Origin of the sequence: Bacillus sp. PPSBB_2 (assembly GCF_045291115.1) — a bacterium.
Taxonomy (GTDB): domain Bacteria; phylum Bacillota; class Bacilli; order Bacillales; family Bacillaceae_G; genus Bacillus_A; species Bacillus_A cereus.
Window position 1 is genome coordinate 4,616,380 of sequence record NZ_CP147983.1, and the last position, 18,055, is coordinate 4,634,434.

Sequence of the window (18,055 nt, forward strand, 5' to 3'; positions counted from 1 at the left end):
ACCCTCCTCGTTTAGTAAACCGTTTCTTTAAAGAAGAATCCTGTATCTAACGGACGATTTACTGGTTGCATTTCTTCTATTTCTTTATATAGATCATCTTTCACGTCATAATATGCATCACGATCTTCTACGCATAAATCAATCGCTTGACGATATTTCTTCGTTACTTCAATAATGTATTCAGAGCTTTTTAGTACACCGTCGATTTTTAAGCTATCAACTTCAGCTTCGATTAGTTCCTCTAATTCATCGATGAAACAAATATCGTTGGGACTCATAATGTGAGTACCATTTTCATCTTCATAAATTGGATATTTATTGTTACGCTCTGGGTCATATAAGAACATATTCTCTTCATATTTTTTCTTTTCAATGTCAAGATTACGTCCTTGATACTCAAAGTAGTTTCCTACTAATGAACGCTTCGATTGGAACATACAAGTCATACCGTGAATTTGTACTTCTAGTTCCACTTCAGCATTTTCTTTTAAATCAACAATTTCATCTAAGCTCAGCTCACGAGCTAATACAGCGCGCTTCGCTCCTCTTTGTCCCCAGTAGTTACAAGTGAACCAGTTTGTTGCTGTCGTTTCTGTATTCCAGTGCAACTGCATATTTGGTGCTACTTCGCGAACAGCCATTAATACCGCTGGATCTCCGAAAACAATTGCATCTACATTTACTTCGTTTAAAAATGAAACGTAATCTGTTAATTCTTCTACTTTATCGTTGTGGAACATAGCGTTCATGGCTACGTATACCTTCACACCATTTTCATGTGCAATCTTCACAGCTTGTTTTACATCTTCACGTGAAAACTCTCCTGCTAAACGTAAACCAAACTTTTGCTCACCGATCATTACCGCATCTGCTCCTGCTTTCGCAAGTTGTTCGATATCCGCCACCGCTCTTGGCGTTACTAACAATTCAGGTTTCTTCATACCTTGGTCACCCTCTCTTTTTACTAACAGCTACTCCATCACCAATTGGGAAAATCGTTGTATCATATCCTTCATGGTTCATAAGCCACTCATTGTACGTCTTAATACGACGGATTAAACCACGTGTACGTCTGTTTTCAATTTTCTCTTTTGTCGTTACAAGACCGTGGTACATAACATTATCTGAAATAATTACGCCACCAGGATTTAATAACGGTTCATATAAGTCAAAAAAACGACGATACTGTCCTTTTGCTGCATCAATAAAAATAACGTCAAATGTCCCGTGTTCTTTTACTTGTTCACCTGTCTCTAACGCATCACCGTAAATAACTGAAATACGATCTGTTACTGGGGAACGTTCTATATATTCAAGTGCTTTTTCATATCTCTCACGATTGCGCTCAACTGTCACAATACGTGAATTTGGAATAGCTTGCATCATACGAATACTAGAATAACCGATTGCTGTTCCAAGTTCTAAAATGCTTTTCGGTCCAATTAAACGTAAAAATTGCAGCATAAATTCCATTCCAAGTCGATCCATAATCGGCACATGATTTTCTGTTGCATATTCTTCCATTTCAAGAATTAATTTATCTTTCGGATCAATAAATGATAATAGGTACTCGTTAACTGCATCCTCCATAAATGGTCCTCCTTATTTACATGGAGAAGTGCCTCTATGACGTCTTTTCACACATAGAATGCAATAAAAATACAAGCCAGCTTTACCCTTAGCTTGTACGTCCCGTTTTGATATTAAAAACGATTCTTCTGCCAGTTTTTAACCCGATATATTTTACCACAAAAAAGAGGGATGTGCGACTTTTTTCGCTATCCCTCCCCATTTCACTGTTTTTTCGTAATGTATTTTTGCTTTAATGCATTATGCTCTTCTAATGTTTTCGCATAATACACTTCACCACTTGGTGCAGCTAAGAAATAATAATAATCTGTTTGCGCAGGTTCTAACGCAGCTTCCACTGAATGTTTACCAGAGTTTGCGATCGGCCCTACCGGCAATCCTTTTACAACATACGTATTATACGGTGAGTTGACCTTTAAATCTTCGTATAATACACGTTGTTTATGCTTTCCAAGTGCATATAATACCGTTGGATCCGTTTGAAGCGGCATACCTTTTGCTAAACGATTATAAAAGACACTAGAGATCTTTTGACGATCTGTAAAACCAGTTGCCTCTTCTTCAATAAGTGAAGATAATGTTAAAAGCTGATGAACATCCCAATTCTTCGCTTTCATTTTCGCCTCATTTTGAACAATGATTGCATTTGTTTTCTCAAGCATTGGAATTACAATTTCTTCTAACGTCGTATCTTTCTTATAAAACGAATACGTTGCAGGATATAAATAACCTTCTAATGGGTATTTAATATTACTATCAAAGATTTTATCCGTTAATAACTTCGGATACTTTTGCTGCATTTTTTGAATAAATGCTTTATCGTTTAATTGACGCGTAACATCATCTTTATTCCACTTTAGTTCTGTCGCAATCGTTTCTGCAATTTCAGTTACTTGCGCCCCTTCTTTAATCGTCACTTTATAAAGAGCTGGACGATGCACGTTGCCAGATGACATTTGTTCGATCACATCTTCAGCATTCATTGAAGGATTTAATAAATATGTACCTGCTTGTAAACTTTTCGATTTAGCCTTTGTATAAAAACTAAAAACTGTACCGTTTTTTACAGCGCCTTTTTCTTCTAAAATTTCTCCAATTTTACTTGTAGATGATCCTTTCGGAATTTCTACTTCAATCTCTTTTTTATTCCCGCTATCAACTGGTCCTAATGCGGATGAAATATACGCATAGACTGAACCACAAACTAAAAGCAGTGCAATAATCGAAAATAAAAAGATGCGTCTACGCTTCTTTTTCACTTGATTCTCTATCAAAACATTTCCTCCTTACTTAATTGTAGACCGTATGTACACCTTTCTATACAGCACGATGTAAAAACGCAACAAATTCACTTATCTTTTTTAATTGACACTTTATTTTTCTACAATCCGTCTCATTATACTACAAAGACTTACACAGTTTCGACAAAAAATCTTTCATTTTACATATAAATACAAAAAAAGATGGACTGTATGTCGTCCATCTTTTCAGTACTTATTATTCAGCTTCTTGCTCATCAGCAATAGTGTTAAACGTTTCTTGTACCATTTCCCACTCTTCTTCTGATTCGATTGGAAGTAAAACTCCGCCCTCTTCTTCATTTTGCTCATAAGCCATTGCATCATAAATTGGGTCTCCATCTTCATCTACTTCACCGATTGGAGAGAAGATTACGTATGATTTTTTACCAAATTTGTCAGCATCAAAAGTGAAAATAATTTCACATAAATGTTCGTTACCTTTTTCGTCTACAATTGTAATTTGACGTTCTTCCATTTTGGTCACCTCTTATTTTCTATCTAAAAATCCTTGTAAGATTACGACTGCAGCCATCTTATCGATTACTTGTTTTCGCTTCTTACGACTTACATCAGCTGAAATGAGTAGACGTTCCGCTGCCATTGTTGACAAACGCTCGTCCCACATTACAACGTCTAATTGTAACAGCTCTCGTAGGTTTTCTGCAAATTGTTGGCACGCTTCGCCACGTGGGCCAATTGTACCATTCATATTTTTAGGTAAACCTACTACTATTTTGTCCACATTGTACTGCTTTACTAACTCAGAAATACGATCAAAACCAAAGTGACCTCGTTCTTCGTTAATCTTAATTGTTTCTAATCCTTGTGCTGTCCAGCCCATTTCGTCGCTAATTGCAACTCCGACTGTTTTTGTACCTACATCTAAACCTAATATCCGCATAAACTACTCCTCACGATGATGTTTCAAGTAAGACTTCACAAGCTCTTCAATTAACTCATCACGTTCAAGCTTGCGAATGATGCTACGTGCATCTTTATGGCGAGGTATGTATGCTGGGTCTCCACTTAATAAATAACCGACGATTTGGTTAATCGGATTATAGCCTTTTTCTTGAAGTGCATCATACACAGTTAAAAGTACATCATTTACATGGACACTCTGTTTTTCATCTTGAATGCTAAACTTCATTGTTTTATCAAAACCGTCCATTTCAAGCACCTCACTTATATAGTAAGTATAGGGAGAAGAACTTCTCCTCTCCCTACCATTGTACACTACTATCTCTTTATTTTGAAACAGATTTAACGTACTCTTGTACAAATGCTAAAGCTTCTTCGACTTGAGCTGGGTTTTTACCGCCTGCTTGTGCCATATCAGGACGGCCACCACCGCCACCGCCGCAACGAGAAGCTACTTCTTTCACAAGTTTACCAGCATGGTAACCTTGGCTAATTAAGTCTTTCGTTACACCTGCTAGGATGTTTACTTTATCGTCATTAACAGACGCTAATACAACAACTGCTGACTCTAATTTATTTTTCAGATCATCCATCATCGTACGTAAGTTGTTCATATCTGCAACATTTACTTTCGCTGCTAATACATTCACACCATCAACTGTCATTACAGAATCAGTTAAGTTTCCAGCTTCGATATTGCTTAATTTCGCAGCAAGAGATTCATTTTCTTTTTGCAGTTGTTTCACTTCAGCAAATAGACCATCAACTCTTGTTAAAATATCTTTCGGATTTGTTTTCATTTTTCCTGCTGCTTCTTTTAATAAACCTACTTGATCGTTCATTAATTCGTATGCAGACTTACCAGTTACTGCTTCAATACGACGAGTTCCTGCACCAATACCAGACTCAGCAACGATTTTGAAAATACCGATAGAAGCTGTATTATCAACGTGACAACCACCACAAAGCTCTAAGCTGTAATCGCCAACTTGTACAACGCGTACAACATCTCCGTATTTTTCACCGAATAATGCCATTGCGCCCATTTCTTTCGCTTCTTCGATTGCTTTTTGAGAAATCTCAACATCAATACTTTCCCAAATTTTTTCGTTTACCATACGCTCAATTTTTTCTAATTCGTCAGCTTGTACTTGACCGAAGTGAGAGAAGTCAAAACGTAGACGTTCAGAAGTTACAAGAGAACCTGCTTGGTTAACGTGTGTTCCAAGTACGTCTTTTAATGCTTGGTGTAGTAAGTGAGTTGCTGTATGATTTTTTACAACGCTACTACGGTTTTTCGTATCGATAATAGCTTTTACAGCCGCATCTTTCGTTAATGTACCTTCTTCAACAACAACTTTATGCAAGTTTTGGCCGTTTGGTGCTTTTTGTACGTCTTTTACAAGAACTTTCACACCATCTGCAAGAAGGTAACCACGGTCTGCAATTTGTCCACCGCTCTCAGCATAGAATGGTGTTACATCAAGAATTAACTGTCCTTCTTCACCAGCTTGTAAGCTGTCTGTGTATTCGCCGTTTTTCACAAGTGCAACAACGTTACTTTCTGTTGCAACTGTACCGTAACCAACGAATTCGCTCGCTACTTTAATTTCTCCAAGGACACCACCTTGAACTTGCATAGAATCAACGTCTTGACGAGCAGCACGTGCACGCTCACGTTGTTTTTCCATTTCATTTTCAAAGCCTTCATGATCAACTGTCATGCCAGCTTCTTCTGCATATTCTTCTGTTAATTCAATTGGGAAACCGTATGTGTCATACAGACGGAACGCATCTACTCCAGAAATAACAGTTGTTTTTTCTTCTTTTGCTTTTGCAATTACTTCAGCTAAAATCGCTTCACCATCATGAAGTGTTTCATGGAAACGCTCTTCTTCGTTCTTCACAACTTTCGCAATGAAATCTTTCTTTTCAAGTACTTCTGGATAGAAGTCTTTCATTACTTCTCCAACAACCGGTACTAATTCAAACATAAATGGACGATTGATGTTTAATTTCTTCGAATAACGAACAGCGCGGCGTAATAAACGACGTAATACATAACCACGGCCTTCGTTAGATGGAAGAGCACCGTCACCAACAGCGAATGTTACTGTACGGATATGGTCAGCAATTACTTTGAATGCCATATCTTTTTCTAAATCGCCATTACGATATTTTTCACCAGAAATTGTTTCTGTTGCACCAATCATCGGCATGAATAGGTCTGTATCAAAGTTCGTAGGCACATCTTGAACGATAGATGTCATACGCTCTAGCCCCATCCCTGTATCAATGTTTTTCTTAGGAAGTGGTGTATATGAACCGTCTGGATTATGGTTAAATTGAGAGAATACAAGGTTCCATACTTCTAAGTAACGCTCGTTTTCTCCGCCTGGATATAATTCTGGGTCACTAAAGTCATTACCGTAAGCTTCTCCGCGGTCATAGAAAATCTCTGTATTCGGTCCACTTGGTCCTTCACCGATATCCCAGAAGTTTTCTTCTAAGCGAATAATACGCTCTTTGGGAACGCCCATTTTCTCATTCCAAATTGTGAATGCTTCTTCATCTTCTGGATGGATTGTAACTGATAGTAATTCTTTATCGAATCCGATCCATTTGTCGCTCGTTAAGAATTCCCAAGCCCATGTAATTGCTTCTTCTTTGAAGTAATCACCAATTGAGAAGTTTCCTAACATTTCAAAGAATGTATGGTGACGAGCTGTTTTCCCTACGTTTTCAATATCGTTTGTACGAATTGATTTTTGAGCATTTGTAATACGTGGATTTTGTGGGATTACACGTCCATCAAAATATTTTTTTAATGTAGCTACACCACTATTAATCCATAAAAGAGATGGATCTTCATGTGGAACTAGTGATGCACTAGGTTCTACTGCATGTCCTTTTTCTTGGAAAAAGTCTAAAAACATTTGACGAATTTGTGCGCCTGTTAGTTGTTTCATTGTATTTTCCTCCTTAAATATAAAAAACTCCCGTCCCTATAAAAGGGACGAGAGTTAACTCGCGATACCACCCTAATTATGAATTGATTACAATAACAATCAATTCATCACCTCATGGTGCCGTAACGTGGCAAGACGGCAGTGATTAGCTGCTCTCAGGATTAGCTTTCTGTTACCCTTCATCTAAAGCTTCTTTCAGCCATATGGAAGCTTCTCTCTATAAATGGACTGTAACGTACTTGTTCCGTCATTGATTTAATGTATTATATGACTAAATATAATAGAATTCTCTTAAGTTTGTCAATGTAGATAATCATTTATATTGTATTAATTGCTTATTAATCATAGGTATTCTACTATTCATTCTTAACAGCCTTTTCATATATTATGCGTTTATTAACAAATCGGAATCTCCTTACAAGAATGATTTATAAAAATTTCTAAATATTACTTTTTTTGCTATAATTAAATTATTGTTAATAAAATAAAGGAGCGATCACAATGACAACCTTACTTAGCAAAGCTAAAAACATATTAGCGACTGACGAAACGATATTATTTTACGCAGCATGTTCATTAGACATATTTATTTATCGTTCCGTCGCAAGGCCAGGATTGCTAATTTTAACGAACAAAAGACTATTCTTTTATGGGCCAGATGTAAGTAAGAATCCAATATTTGAAGAGTACTCTTTCGCAAAAATTTCTAATCTAAAAGAACAAAAGCGTCTTTTCAACAATCAAATTATATTTATGTATGATAACGAATGGAAAAAAATAAAACATATTCAAACAAATGATGTGAGCTCCCTCGTTCAAAAAATACACGAGCAACTTTCTAAATAAATATATGATTAGCCCTCTATTTCTTACATAGAGGGCTTCTATACTTACACATCTTCTTTTTTCAAGAGCGGTCTCACATGAACAATGACAGTGCGAATAACTGCTAAAATCGGAACCGATATTAGCAATCCTACAATCCCAGCTACCTCTCCCCCAACTAGTAAGGCAAGCATAATAATAACGGGATGCATACGAAGTGACTTACCAACGATGTAAGGCGATAAAATGTTACTCTCCACAAATTGCAAAATCGCAATCGTGATCCCCGCCTTAATAAGTAAACTCGTTGATACTGTTGCTGCAATCATTAACGTCGGGATCGCTCCTAAAATAGGACCGAAGTATGGGATTATATCCGTTACCCCAATAATAATGCCAAGCAATAATGGATATTTCATACCGATAAACCAAAAAGAAAGAGCTGATACTCCCCCTAATACTAAACAAACAAATAACTGTCCTCGAATATAGCTTCCAAGTGACTTATCAATTTCTTTCGCAAGCATTTGCCCCGTACCTCGCCATTTACTTGGGACTAGTTTCCAAAAGATATGATAAAACTCACCATAATCTTTTAATATGTAAAATACAATGAACGGTATTAAGAAAATAATGAGCAATGAATCGAGTACACCACGAGCTGTACTCATCACTTTATTTAAAAGCGCTTGAATCTTCGTTTCCACACCCACAAAAAGTTGTTTCACCTTTTCATGAATGAACGAAGGGAAATTCGCAGTTTGTTCTGTAACGCCATCCATCCACGAATCGTACATCTTTGTAAACTGGGGAAATTGTTCATTAATCTCTTGTAACTGTTTAATAACGACTGGTGTTCCTTTATAAATCCCATAACCAATTCCGCCAAAGAAAAGGATATAAATGAGCAAAATGGCAAGTGTACGAGGCATCCCTTCCTTATGAATTTTTTCAATTAAAGGGTGCAATAAATACGCAATAAAACACGCGATAAGAAACGGCGTGATTGCTACTTTAAATACAAAAATAATCGGTGCCCATAGCGGCTTAATTTTTAAAAAGACGAGCAGACAAAGAAAAACAAGTAACAATAATCCTAAACGATATATCCAAATGATTTTAAGATTCTTCACATGAAAAACCTCCTCCACCTTTATTTTGAAAATAAATGGGGTAGGTTATGTGCGAAACTTTTAAAATCTTTTCATACGGACCATACTGTTTTTTAAAGACGTACATATAAATAACATAACAAGGACAACCACCCCTGAGAATACAGCATGAATTAATATAATCAGGAGGGCTAATTATGGTTTTATTTATGCTTGGATTATCAGCACTTTTTATGATTCTTGAATGGATTTGTATCGGGTTCGGTATTTGGAAGGGGTTCTTTATTCATTCCTCACGTAAAGAAAAAGCGAAGCAATTATGGCAGTATGGAATACTTGGCGTTGGCTGCTACGGTCTATCTTATCTTTTCTCAGAGATCGGACTTTTTTATTTGCATATGGGTGCATAAAAAAACTCCCTTGTCTACAAGGGAGTTTTTCAATTTATCGAAATGATTATAAGTAAGACTTAATCATCTTACGTGCTTTTTTCATATTGCGTTTTGAAAATACATCTTGTTTACGAGCATATTGATATGCTGCAGCTCCAACACCTAATGCGATTAATGAATTGCGTAGATTCAAAGTAAATCCCCCTTTTCGTTATCCGATCGTTCTTTCATTCTCATCAAATAAATCATCAAGAGAGCTTAATGAACCATCTTCCTCAACTTGATGTGTATGGATTTTCCCCTTTGAAACCGATAATTCGATATAACAATTCCAGCAATAAAATTGGTTGACACCTATTTTTCCAATGTCTTTCCCTTTGCAATTTGGACAAATGAACATATGGCTTTCATCTCCTTACAGTCTCCCAGATTCTATTCGCCATTATGTCCAAACTGCATTCATTTATACATTACTGGAGCCTTTCAACGCTATGCGTTTGAAAGTTTCACTATATAATTTCACCTTGTTACATGAAATCATACGGTGAAATGTTTTCCACGTCCATTTCCTCGCCATTAACTGTGACCATCTGTACTTCTCCTTGTGATTCTTGCAAGCGACTAGCTAAAGTTGTTTGACGCATTGCATCATCAAGGCGATTTACACCAGATTGGAAAGCTGCTTCCTCCCCGCAAATAATAAGGAACTTCTTACTTCTTGTAATACCCGTGTAAATTAAATTACGACGTAACATACGGTTGTAACTTTTCACGATTGGCATAATAACAATCGGAAATTCACTACCTTGTGATTTATGAATGGAACAACAATATGCATGCGTAATTTGATTTAAATCGGGCTTCGTATACGTTACCTCAATTCCATCAAATGAAACGATAATCATATCTTGTTGCTCAACGTTCTCTTTAGCATAAAACACCGAAACAATTTCCCCAATATCACCATTAAACACTTGGCTCTCCGGCTGATTCACGAGTTGCAGTACTTTATCGCCTCTTCGGTACACAACATCACCGTAAGCAATTTCTTTACTCTTTTCCCTCTTCGGATTAAATACTTGTTGCAGCGCTTCGTTTAATACATTAATACCAGCAGGCCCGCGGTACATCGGTGCTAATACTTGAACATCCCTTGCACTAAAGCCTTTTGTTTTAGCATTTTCGCAAACTTTTTTCACAACCTCAACAATTTGAGCCCCTGTACAGCTGATAAACGAACGATCTTTTTTGTTTTGCGCTAAATCTGGTGGTAGAGTTCCATTTTTTATCGCATGGGCAAGTTGAATGACTGATGAGCCTTCCGCTTGACGATAAATTTCAGTAAGCTTCACTGTCGGAACTGCGCCTGCATTTAATAAATCTTTTAATACTTGTCCAGGTCCTACAGATGGCAACTGATCTTCATCACCTACAACGATAACTTGAATATTCGTCGGCAACGACTTAAATAGCTGATTTGCAAGCCAAATATCAACCATTGAGAACTCATCGATAATAAGGAGCTTACCTTGGACAGGATCCGTTTCATTACGCTGGAAAGATCCTTCTGGCGTCCAACCAAGTAAACGGTGAATTGTGCAAGCTGGAAGTCCTGTCGATTCACTCATCCGCTTCGCTGCTCTTCCTGTTGGAGCTGTTAATAGTATTGGAAATGGATTATCATCACTGTATTCATTCGGATTTAACGATAATCCGTGAAGTGACGCATACATTTCAACAATCCCTTTAATAACTGTTGTTTTCCCTGTTCCTGGTCCACCTGTCAATAACATCATCGGTTTATGAAGTGCCGTTTGAATTGCTTCTTGCTGAAACGGTGCATATTGTACGTTCAGTTGTTCTTCAATTTCACCTAACGTTTTTAACACTTCCGCTTCTGGAAATGAAGGTGTTTCTTCTTGATTCATAAGCCTGCGAATAGACTTTACAACACCTTTTTCAGAGTAGAATAACGTCGCTAAATACACTCGTTCTTCTTCTATGATGACTTTCCCTTCACTTTGCATCGTTTCAATACAACCTATAATATCTTCCTCAGTCACTCTTCCTTCTTGATTGTTTAAAAGTGACATCGTTTCTCTTACAAGTTGATCTTTCCTCATATAAACATGACCAAGTTGTAATGAGACATTCTCTAATGTGTAAAAACATCCCGCTCGTACACGGTCGTCATGATTACCCGATATCCCTAACGCACGCCCTATATCATCCGCTCTTCCAAAACCAATCCCGTCCACTTCTTCAATAAGTTGATACGGATTATTACGAATCACTTCTAATGTCATCTCTTTATATTGCTGGTAAATCTTAATAGAAAGTTTCGTTCCAAAACCGTAGCCATTTAAAAAGCTCATTACTTTCTCTAATCCTTGATGTTCAACAATTGTCTCATATATTTCCTGAGCCTTTTGTTTATTAACAACACCATTTAATGCCTCAGGGTCATCCATAATTTTAGAAATAGCATGTTCTCCGAGATGGTCCACAATTTTTTCAGCTGTACGCTTTCCTATCCCTTTAAATAAATCACTCGCTAAATATTGCACCATACCTGCTTTTGTTTGCGGCAATTCTTTTTTAAATGTTTCAACCATATATTGTTTTCCATACTTTGGATGGTCCTTAAAATGACCAGTCAATGTAAACACTTCATCTTCATGCATGCGGGGAAAATGACCGTTTATCATTACTTTCTTTTCGTCATACGTTTCATTCGTTTCAATGACTTTCATACTGACAACGGAATAGAGGTTTTCTTCGTTGTGGAAAATGGTATGAAGAACTTGCGCTTTTATAAACTTTTTCTCTTCCTCAAACAAATCCATTGCATGTTGATTTCCCATCTTTCCTCTCCTTTCCGATATTTTCACTTTAATGAGCAGTACATCCCCCACCTTTTTAGATGAGGGATAACTACCCATTAAACTATATTTTTATCTTATTCAGCTTCTTGCTCTAATAAACGAACGCCATTACCCGCTAAAAAGTGATCTGGCTGAATTTCAGTTGCTTTCTTAAATAAAGCGAGAGCCTTCTCATTATTTTCCTCAAATACGTACGCAACACCTAAATTGTAATACGCATCTGCATGCTCTTCATCCATTTCTAATACCTTTTCAAAATAAGGTTTCGCCTCTTGAACATGTTCTAATCGCGCGAAGCAAAGTCCGCACTGGAATACAGCTTCTACATCGTTTTCATCTAATTCTGTTGCTCTTTGTAAGAATGGTAGTGCAAGACGATCATTTCCAAGCTGTACATGTGTGATACCTAACATAAATGTTACATCAGCTGATTGTAATCCAGCTTGCATTGCTTGTTCAAATACAGCTTTCGCCTCAGTAAATTGCTCTTGGCCATAATATACATTTCCTAAACCATAATAGGCAGCTGCAGATTTATCATCTAACTCTAGTGCGCGTTTATAAAATAAAATCGCTCGCTCGCTATCACCTAATACGTCTAATAAATTTGCAAAATTAATGTATCCAAGCGCATCTTTCGGATTTTCTTCGATTGCTTCTGTAAAATTTTTAGCTGCTTCTTCCCAGTTTCCTTCTTGCATATATTGAATACCTGTTTCAAGTTTGTTTGACATGTCCTTCACCTCTACAACAAATTATAACAAAGAATGTATTTTCCAAGCGAACGAAAATTCGCTTTATGTAAAAGAAACCTCTAACCGCTAATCGGCAGAGGCTTCTCGTTTATCCTAAATAATCCAATTTCTTACCACTACGGTATACTTCATCAATTGTAGCACCGCCTAAGCACTCATCTCCATCATAGAAAACGACTGCTTGTCCTGGTGTAATTGCACGAATTGGCTCATCACAAAGAATACGAACTGTATTTTCATCAACGATTTGAACCGTTACTTTATTGTCTTCTTGACGATAACGGAATTTCGCCGTGCACTTAAATTCTGTTTCTTTTTCTTTGTTACTTACCCATCCTACATTCGTAGCAATAACTTCATCACCATATAGAAGTTCGTTATGGAATCCTTGATCAACATATAAAATGTTTTCTTTTAGATTTTTCCCAACAGCAAACCATGGATCACCATTACCACCAATTCCAAGGCCATGACGTTGTCCAATTGTATAATACATTAAACCGTCATGCTTCCCTTTCACTTCACCAGATAATGTTTGCATTACACCTGGTTGTGCCGGTAAGTAGTTACTTAAGAAATCTTTAAAGTTACGCTCACCAATGAAGCAAATACCTGTACTATCTTTTTTCGCCGCTGTCGCTAAGCCAGCTTCTTTCGCCATTTCACGAATTTGCGGTTTCTTTAATTCACCTAACGGGAACATTGTTTTTGATAATTGCTCTTGGCTTAATTGATTTAAGAAATATGTTTGATCTTTATTGTCATCAACGCCGCGAAGCATTTTATATTCGCCGTCCATATAAGCAACGCGTGCATAATGGCCTGTTGCCACATAATCCGCACCAAGCGCAATTGCATGCTCTAAAAATGCTTTAAATTTAATTTCTTTATTACACATTACATCTGGGTTTGGTGTACGACCAGCTCGATACTCATCTAAGAAGTACGTAAATACTTTATCCCAGTATTGTTTTTCAAAGTTTACTGCATAATACGGAATACCAATTTGGTTACACACTTCAATTACATCATTGTAATCTTCTGTTGCTGTGCAGACACCATTCTCATCTGTATCATCCCAGTTTTTCATAAAAATTCCGATTACATCATAACCTTGCTCTTTTAATAAAAGTGCTGCTACAGATGAATCGACGCCACCGGACATTCCGATGACAACGCGTGTTTCGTGAGGTAGTTTGTTCATCATGTCACCTCCCATGCTAATTTTGTGTTAATCGCTTCACGATTTTCACTGTTTCGTACGCCGCTTTTTCAATTTGCTCTTTCGTATTTCCAAGTCCAAAACTAAAGCGTACGGATGAACGTATTTGATCGGAGTCTTTTCCAAACATCGCTACTAATACATGTGATGGATCAATCGAACCAGCTGTACAAGCAGAACCGCTTGATACTGCAATGCCAGCAAGGTCTAAGTTCACAAGAAATGGTTCAATGTTCATTCCTGTAAAACTTACATTAAGTACATGCGGTAAGCGATGTTCTAAGTTTCCGTTTACCTCGAAAGTAATGCCTTCATTTTTGAAGACAGATACCATTATATCTTTAAACTCTTCATATTGGGCATTTTTTTGCTCACGAGTTTTTTCAGCTATAAGAATTGCATGCTGAAGCCCAGCAATACTAGGCACATTTTCCGTACCAGCACGGCGTTTTCTTTCTTGCTCTCCGCCTATTAATAACGGTTCAAATTTCACATTTGCACCAGCGTATAAGAACCCTACACCTTTTGGCCCATTAATTTTATGTGCTGAAATTGATAATAAATCAATTCCAAACTCTTTCACATTAATTTCTACTAAACCGTAAGCTTGTACCGCATCTGTATGGAAATAAGCTTGATGATCTTTTAGCAGCTTTCCTATTTCCACAATTGGTTGCATTGTACCTACTTCATTATTCCCAAACATAACAGATACAAGAATCGTCTCTTCTGTTAATGCCTTTTGTATGTCAGAAACTTGAATGCGCCCTGTTTCATCGACAGGTAAATATGTCACTTCAAACCCTTCACGCTCTAACAATTCGCACGTATGCAAAATCGCATGATGTTCAATTTGCGTCGTTATTATGTGGTTACCTTTATGACGGTTCGCACGTGCTACACCTATAAGCGCTAAATTATCAGCTTCTGTACCACCGCTCGTAAATATAATTTCATTCGGATTCGCATGAATGCTGCGTGCACACACTCGTCTCGCCTCATCTACTGCATGGCGCGTTTGACGTCCATAAAAGTGAATACTAGACGGGTTCCCGAATATTTCTGTCATATATGGAATCATCTTTTCGACCACTTCTGGGTGAGTCGGAGATGTCGCAGCATGATCTAAGTAAATGCGTTCCATTAAATCTCCTTCTTTCCAAATCGTTTCACAAGGAATTAAATGTAAAACATATAGCCCCCGTGATTTTCTTCCTCATAACGTACTAAATCTTCTAACGTTGTACTATCTAACACTTCTTGTACCGCATCACGAACACGCATCCATAACTGGCGTTGTGCTGGTTCTTCTTCTTCTATCATTTCTACAACACTAATCGGCCCCTCTAATACACGGATTACATCCCCAGCTGTAATGTTAGCCGGTTGATCTGATAGTACATATCCGCCATATGCTCCGCGTGTACTCTTTACTAGACGCGCGTTACGAAGTGGTGAAATTAATTGCTCTAAGTAATGTTCCGATAAGTCATGTGCCTGCGCAATTGATTTTAATGAAATCGGACCTTCACCAAACTTTTTTGCAAGATCGATCATAATTGTTAAGCCGTAGCGGCCTTTCGTTGAAATCTTCATCTATTTTGCACCTCTTTTCAAATTTTCACTTCTATTGGTTATATCTTATTTATAAAAGAACACAATTTAAAATCCTATGAAATTATAGCATAATATAGTATTATAAGAAATTTCAACTTGTGTATCAAAATGATAACATAAAATCACATTGAAAAACTCGGAAATTATTACAATTGAAAGAAAAATGAAAATATTCGTATTCATTTTTCCCATAAAACAGCATCCTATTTCAAATTCCGTAGAAAAAAATGATACGATAGAACGAGATTATATATTAAGGGAGACGGTCCAAATGAAACAACCACTCGCACATCGAATGCGCCCTACAAATATTCAAGAAATTATTGGGCAACAACATTTAGTTGGTGAAGGAAAGATTTTATGGCGAATGGTCCAAGCCAATCATTTTCAATCTATGATTTTATACGGTCCTCCAGGTACAGGAAAAACATCCATTGCCAGTGCAATTGCAGGAAGTACCGGTACCCCGTTTCGTCTATTGAACGCTGTTACTCACAATAAAAAAGATATGGAAGTTGTCGTACAAGAAGCGAAGATGCATCGACACCTCGTTTTAATTTTAGATGAAGTTCACCGTCTAGATAAAGCAAAGCAAGACTTTCTATTACCTCACTTAGAAAGCGGACTTCTTACTTTAATTGGTGCTACGACAAGTAATCCATTCCATGCAATAAACTCCGCTATTCGAAGCAGGTGTCAAATTTTCGAATTACACGCACTAACAGAAGAAGATATTTTAATTGGGTTAAAAAGAGCTTTAGAAGATAAAGAAAAAGGCCTTGGAGAATATGCAGTAACGGTAACAGATGAAGCACTACATCACTTTGCAAACGCCTCTGGTGGTGATATGCGTTCCGCTTATAACGCACTTGAGCTTGCTGTATTATCTAGCTTTACTACAGACGATCAAGCGGCTGAAATCACACTCGAGATTGCAGAAGAATGCTTACAAAAGAAGAGCTTCGTCCACGACAAAGGCGGCGATGCTCATTATGATGTATTATCAGCATTTCAAAAATCAGTGCGCGGAAGTGATGTAAATGCAGCACTCCATTATTTAGCACGCCTTATTGAAGCAGGTGATTTACAAAGCATTGGCAGACGCCTTCTTATTATGGCTTATGAAGATATTGGACTTGCTAGCCCACAAGCTGGACCACGTACACTAGCTGCAATTGAATCAGCTGAACGAGTTGGATTCCCAGAAGCACGCATCCCACTTGCAAATGCCGTTATCGAGCTATGCTTATCACCAAAATCAAATTCAGCTTATAAAGCACTTGATGCTGCATTACACGATTTACGCAACGGTCAAACAGGTGACATTCCAAGCCATTTAAAAGATAGTCATTACAAAGGCGCAGAATCACTTGGAAGAGGCATTGGATATTTATATCCGCACGACCATCCAAACGGCTGGGTAAGGCAACAATACTTACCTGATAAAATAAAAAGCAAGCAATATTATAAACCGAAAACGACAGGAAAATTTGAGCAAGCACTTTCTACTGTTTATGAAAGATTACAAACTTCGAATAAAACGAAAAATAAAGGGTAACATAAACGAAAACGTCACCATTATGGAGGCTTCGCTTATGAAAACACGTCAAGATGCATGGACAAAAGAAGATGATCTCCTTTTAGCAGAAACTGTTTTGCGACATATTCGCAGCGGAAGTACACAAATAAAAGCGTTTGATGAAGTTGGCGACGCTTTAAACCGCACTTCCGCAGCTTGTGGCTTTAGATGGAATGCTGAAGTAAGACCGAATTACGAAGATGCGGTGCAGCTTGCAAAAAAACAACGTAAAGAATTAAAACGTTCTGAAGCTAATATAGAAAAAGATCGGTTCACGAAAACGAAACAACTCGTAATTGACGCCGATTTTTCAGAAGATATTACGTCAAGTAAACAAGATCTTACAATGCAAAATGTCATTTCATTTTTACAAAATTTAGAACATAACAATCCTTCACTTGCAAAGTTGCAAACTGAAAATGATGTATTACAAGCTCAACTCACCTCTCTGCAAAAAACGAATCATGAACTTGAAACGAAATTAGCAGTACTCACAAAAAAACAACAAGCAATCGAAGAAGATTACGCGATGCTTGTTCGAATTATGGATCGTGCTCGAAAACTTGTTTCAGTCGAAGAGCAAGAAGAGCAAATTGCCCCAATTTTCAAAACCGATCAAAATGGGAATTTAGATATTATTTATTCTGCAGAGAATTAAAAACAGGGATGTCACTTTTTTAACCGAGTGACATCCCTGTTTGTTTTCGGTGAACCATATATAGATATCGGTAAATGAAATTATATTAACGGTTTTTCGAATATATCTATCACAACTTGCAATATATCAACGATTTTTCAAATTTATCTATCACAACTTGCAATATATCAACGATTTTTCAAATTTATCTATCACAACTTGCAATATATCAACGATTCAATAAAGGATA

The 18,055-nt window shown here is 37.2% G+C and carries 19 protein-coding genes and 1 other annotated feature; of the genes, 4 read left to right on the forward strand and 15 right to left on the reverse strand.

Going from position 1 to position 18,055, the window contains the following annotated elements:
• Window positions 1–11: 11 nt before the first annotated feature.
• The 7 genes from V6946_RS23305 to alaS form a co-directional block, all read right to left on the reverse strand.
• On the reverse strand, window positions 12–941 hold the full coding sequence (locus V6946_RS23305) for a peptidase U32 family protein (protein ID WP_000742806.1): 930 nt from the start codon (window positions 939–941) through the stop codon (window positions 12–14).
• 7 nt (window positions 942–948) lie between these two features.
• Window positions 949–1,590, reverse strand: coding sequence for an O-methyltransferase (locus V6946_RS23310; RefSeq protein WP_000389102.1), 642 nt, complete (start codon window positions 1,588–1,590; stop codon window positions 949–951).
• 203 nt (window positions 1,591–1,793) lie between these two features.
• Window positions 1,794–2,864 carry an endolytic transglycosylase MltG gene (gene mltG / locus V6946_RS23315; protein ID WP_000572138.1) on the reverse strand — a complete coding sequence of 357 codons (1,071 nt, stop codon included), beginning with the start codon at window positions 2,862–2,864 and terminating at the stop codon, window positions 1,794–1,796.
• 223 nt (window positions 2,865–3,087) lie between these two features.
• A complete protein-coding gene (locus tag V6946_RS23320) occupies window positions 3,088–3,366 on the reverse strand; it encodes a DUF1292 domain-containing protein (RefSeq protein ID WP_000392730.1) in 279 nt (92 codons plus the stop codon).
• Between the two features lie 12 nt (window positions 3,367–3,378).
• Window positions 3,379–3,792, reverse strand: coding sequence for a Holliday junction resolvase RuvX (gene ruvX / locus V6946_RS23325; protein WP_001221192.1), 414 nt, complete (start codon window positions 3,790–3,792; stop codon window positions 3,379–3,381).
• Between the two features lie 3 nt (window positions 3,793–3,795).
• A complete protein-coding gene (locus V6946_RS23330; RefSeq protein ID WP_000348590.1) occupies window positions 3,796–4,062 on the reverse strand; it encodes an IreB family regulatory phosphoprotein in 267 nt (88 codons plus the stop codon).
• 76 nt (window positions 4,063–4,138) lie between these two features.
• Window positions 4,139–6,781 carry an alanine--tRNA ligase gene (gene alaS, locus V6946_RS23335; RefSeq protein ID WP_000811825.1) on the reverse strand — a complete coding sequence of 881 codons (2,643 nt, stop codon included), beginning with the start codon at window positions 6,779–6,781 and terminating at the stop codon, window positions 4,139–4,141.
• Window positions 6,782–6,821: 40 nt separating this feature from the next.
• Window positions 6,822–7,041 (reverse strand) — a binding site (T-box leader).
• Window positions 7,042–7,282: 241 nt separating this feature from the next.
• On the opposite strand from alaS, the gene V6946_RS23340 reads away from it, so the two are divergent.
• On the forward strand, window positions 7,283–7,627 hold the full coding sequence (locus V6946_RS23340) for a PH domain-containing protein (protein ID WP_000209578.1): 345 nt from the start codon (window positions 7,283–7,285) through the stop codon (window positions 7,625–7,627).
• 44 nt (window positions 7,628–7,671) lie between these two features.
• Here the strand turns inward: V6946_RS23340 and V6946_RS23345 are convergent, their stop codons facing one another.
• Complete coding sequence (locus V6946_RS23345; protein ID WP_000793128.1) at window positions 7,672–8,739, reverse strand: AI-2E family transporter; 1,068 nt, start codon at window positions 8,737–8,739, stop codon at window positions 7,672–7,674.
• A gap of 176 nt (window positions 8,740–8,915) precedes the next feature.
• Between V6946_RS23345 and V6946_RS23350 the strand changes: the two genes are divergently transcribed.
• Window positions 8,916–9,128, forward strand: coding sequence for a hypothetical protein (locus V6946_RS23350; protein WP_000242535.1), 213 nt, complete (start codon window positions 8,916–8,918; stop codon window positions 9,126–9,128).
• Between the two features lie 46 nt (window positions 9,129–9,174).
• Here the strand turns inward: V6946_RS23350 and V6946_RS23355 are convergent, their stop codons facing one another.
• The 7 genes from V6946_RS23355 to cymR form a co-directional block, all read right to left on the reverse strand.
• Window positions 9,175–9,303 carry a YrzQ family protein gene (locus V6946_RS23355; RefSeq protein WP_001053553.1) on the reverse strand — a complete coding sequence of 43 codons (129 nt, stop codon included), beginning with the start codon at window positions 9,301–9,303 and terminating at the stop codon, window positions 9,175–9,177.
• Between the two features lie 18 nt (window positions 9,304–9,321).
• Complete coding sequence (locus tag V6946_RS23360; RefSeq protein WP_000469281.1) at window positions 9,322–9,510, reverse strand: hypothetical protein; 189 nt, start codon at window positions 9,508–9,510, stop codon at window positions 9,322–9,324.
• Window positions 9,511–9,637: 127 nt separating this feature from the next.
• Window positions 9,638–11,974, reverse strand: a complete 2,337-nt coding sequence (locus V6946_RS23365; protein WP_000528082.1) for an ATP-dependent RecD-like DNA helicase — start codon at window positions 11,972–11,974, stop codon at window positions 9,638–9,640.
• Between the two features lie 95 nt (window positions 11,975–12,069).
• Window positions 12,070–12,729 (reverse strand): tetratricopeptide repeat protein, encoded by a 660-nt coding sequence (locus V6946_RS23370; protein WP_000066409.1) that lies wholly within the window; start codon window positions 12,727–12,729, stop codon window positions 12,070–12,072.
• A gap of 109 nt (window positions 12,730–12,838) precedes the next feature.
• Window positions 12,839–13,954, reverse strand: a complete 1,116-nt coding sequence (gene mnmA, locus V6946_RS23375) for a tRNA 2-thiouridine(34) synthase MnmA (protein ID WP_001038010.1) — start codon at window positions 13,952–13,954, stop codon at window positions 12,839–12,841.
• 16 nt (window positions 13,955–13,970) lie between these two features.
• Complete coding sequence (locus V6946_RS23380; protein ID WP_000439882.1) at window positions 13,971–15,116, reverse strand: cysteine desulfurase family protein; 1,146 nt, start codon at window positions 15,114–15,116, stop codon at window positions 13,971–13,973.
• A 35-nt stretch (window positions 15,117–15,151) separates the two neighbouring features.
• A complete protein-coding gene (gene cymR, locus V6946_RS23385) occupies window positions 15,152–15,568 on the reverse strand; it encodes a cysteine metabolism transcriptional regulator CymR (protein ID WP_000704116.1) in 417 nt (138 codons plus the stop codon).
• A gap of 292 nt (window positions 15,569–15,860) precedes the next feature.
• On the opposite strand from cymR, the gene V6946_RS23390 reads away from it, so the two are divergent.
• Both V6946_RS23390 and V6946_RS23395 read left to right on the forward strand, forming a co-directional pair.
• Window positions 15,861–17,147 (forward strand): replication-associated recombination protein A, encoded by a 1,287-nt coding sequence (locus tag V6946_RS23390; protein WP_000812943.1) that lies wholly within the window; start codon window positions 15,861–15,863, stop codon window positions 17,145–17,147.
• Window positions 17,148–17,184: 37 nt separating this feature from the next.
• Window positions 17,185–17,826, forward strand: coding sequence for an RsfA family transcriptional regulator (locus V6946_RS23395; protein WP_000857710.1), 642 nt, complete (start codon window positions 17,185–17,187; stop codon window positions 17,824–17,826).
• The last annotated feature ends 229 nt before the right edge of the window (window positions 17,827–18,055 follow it).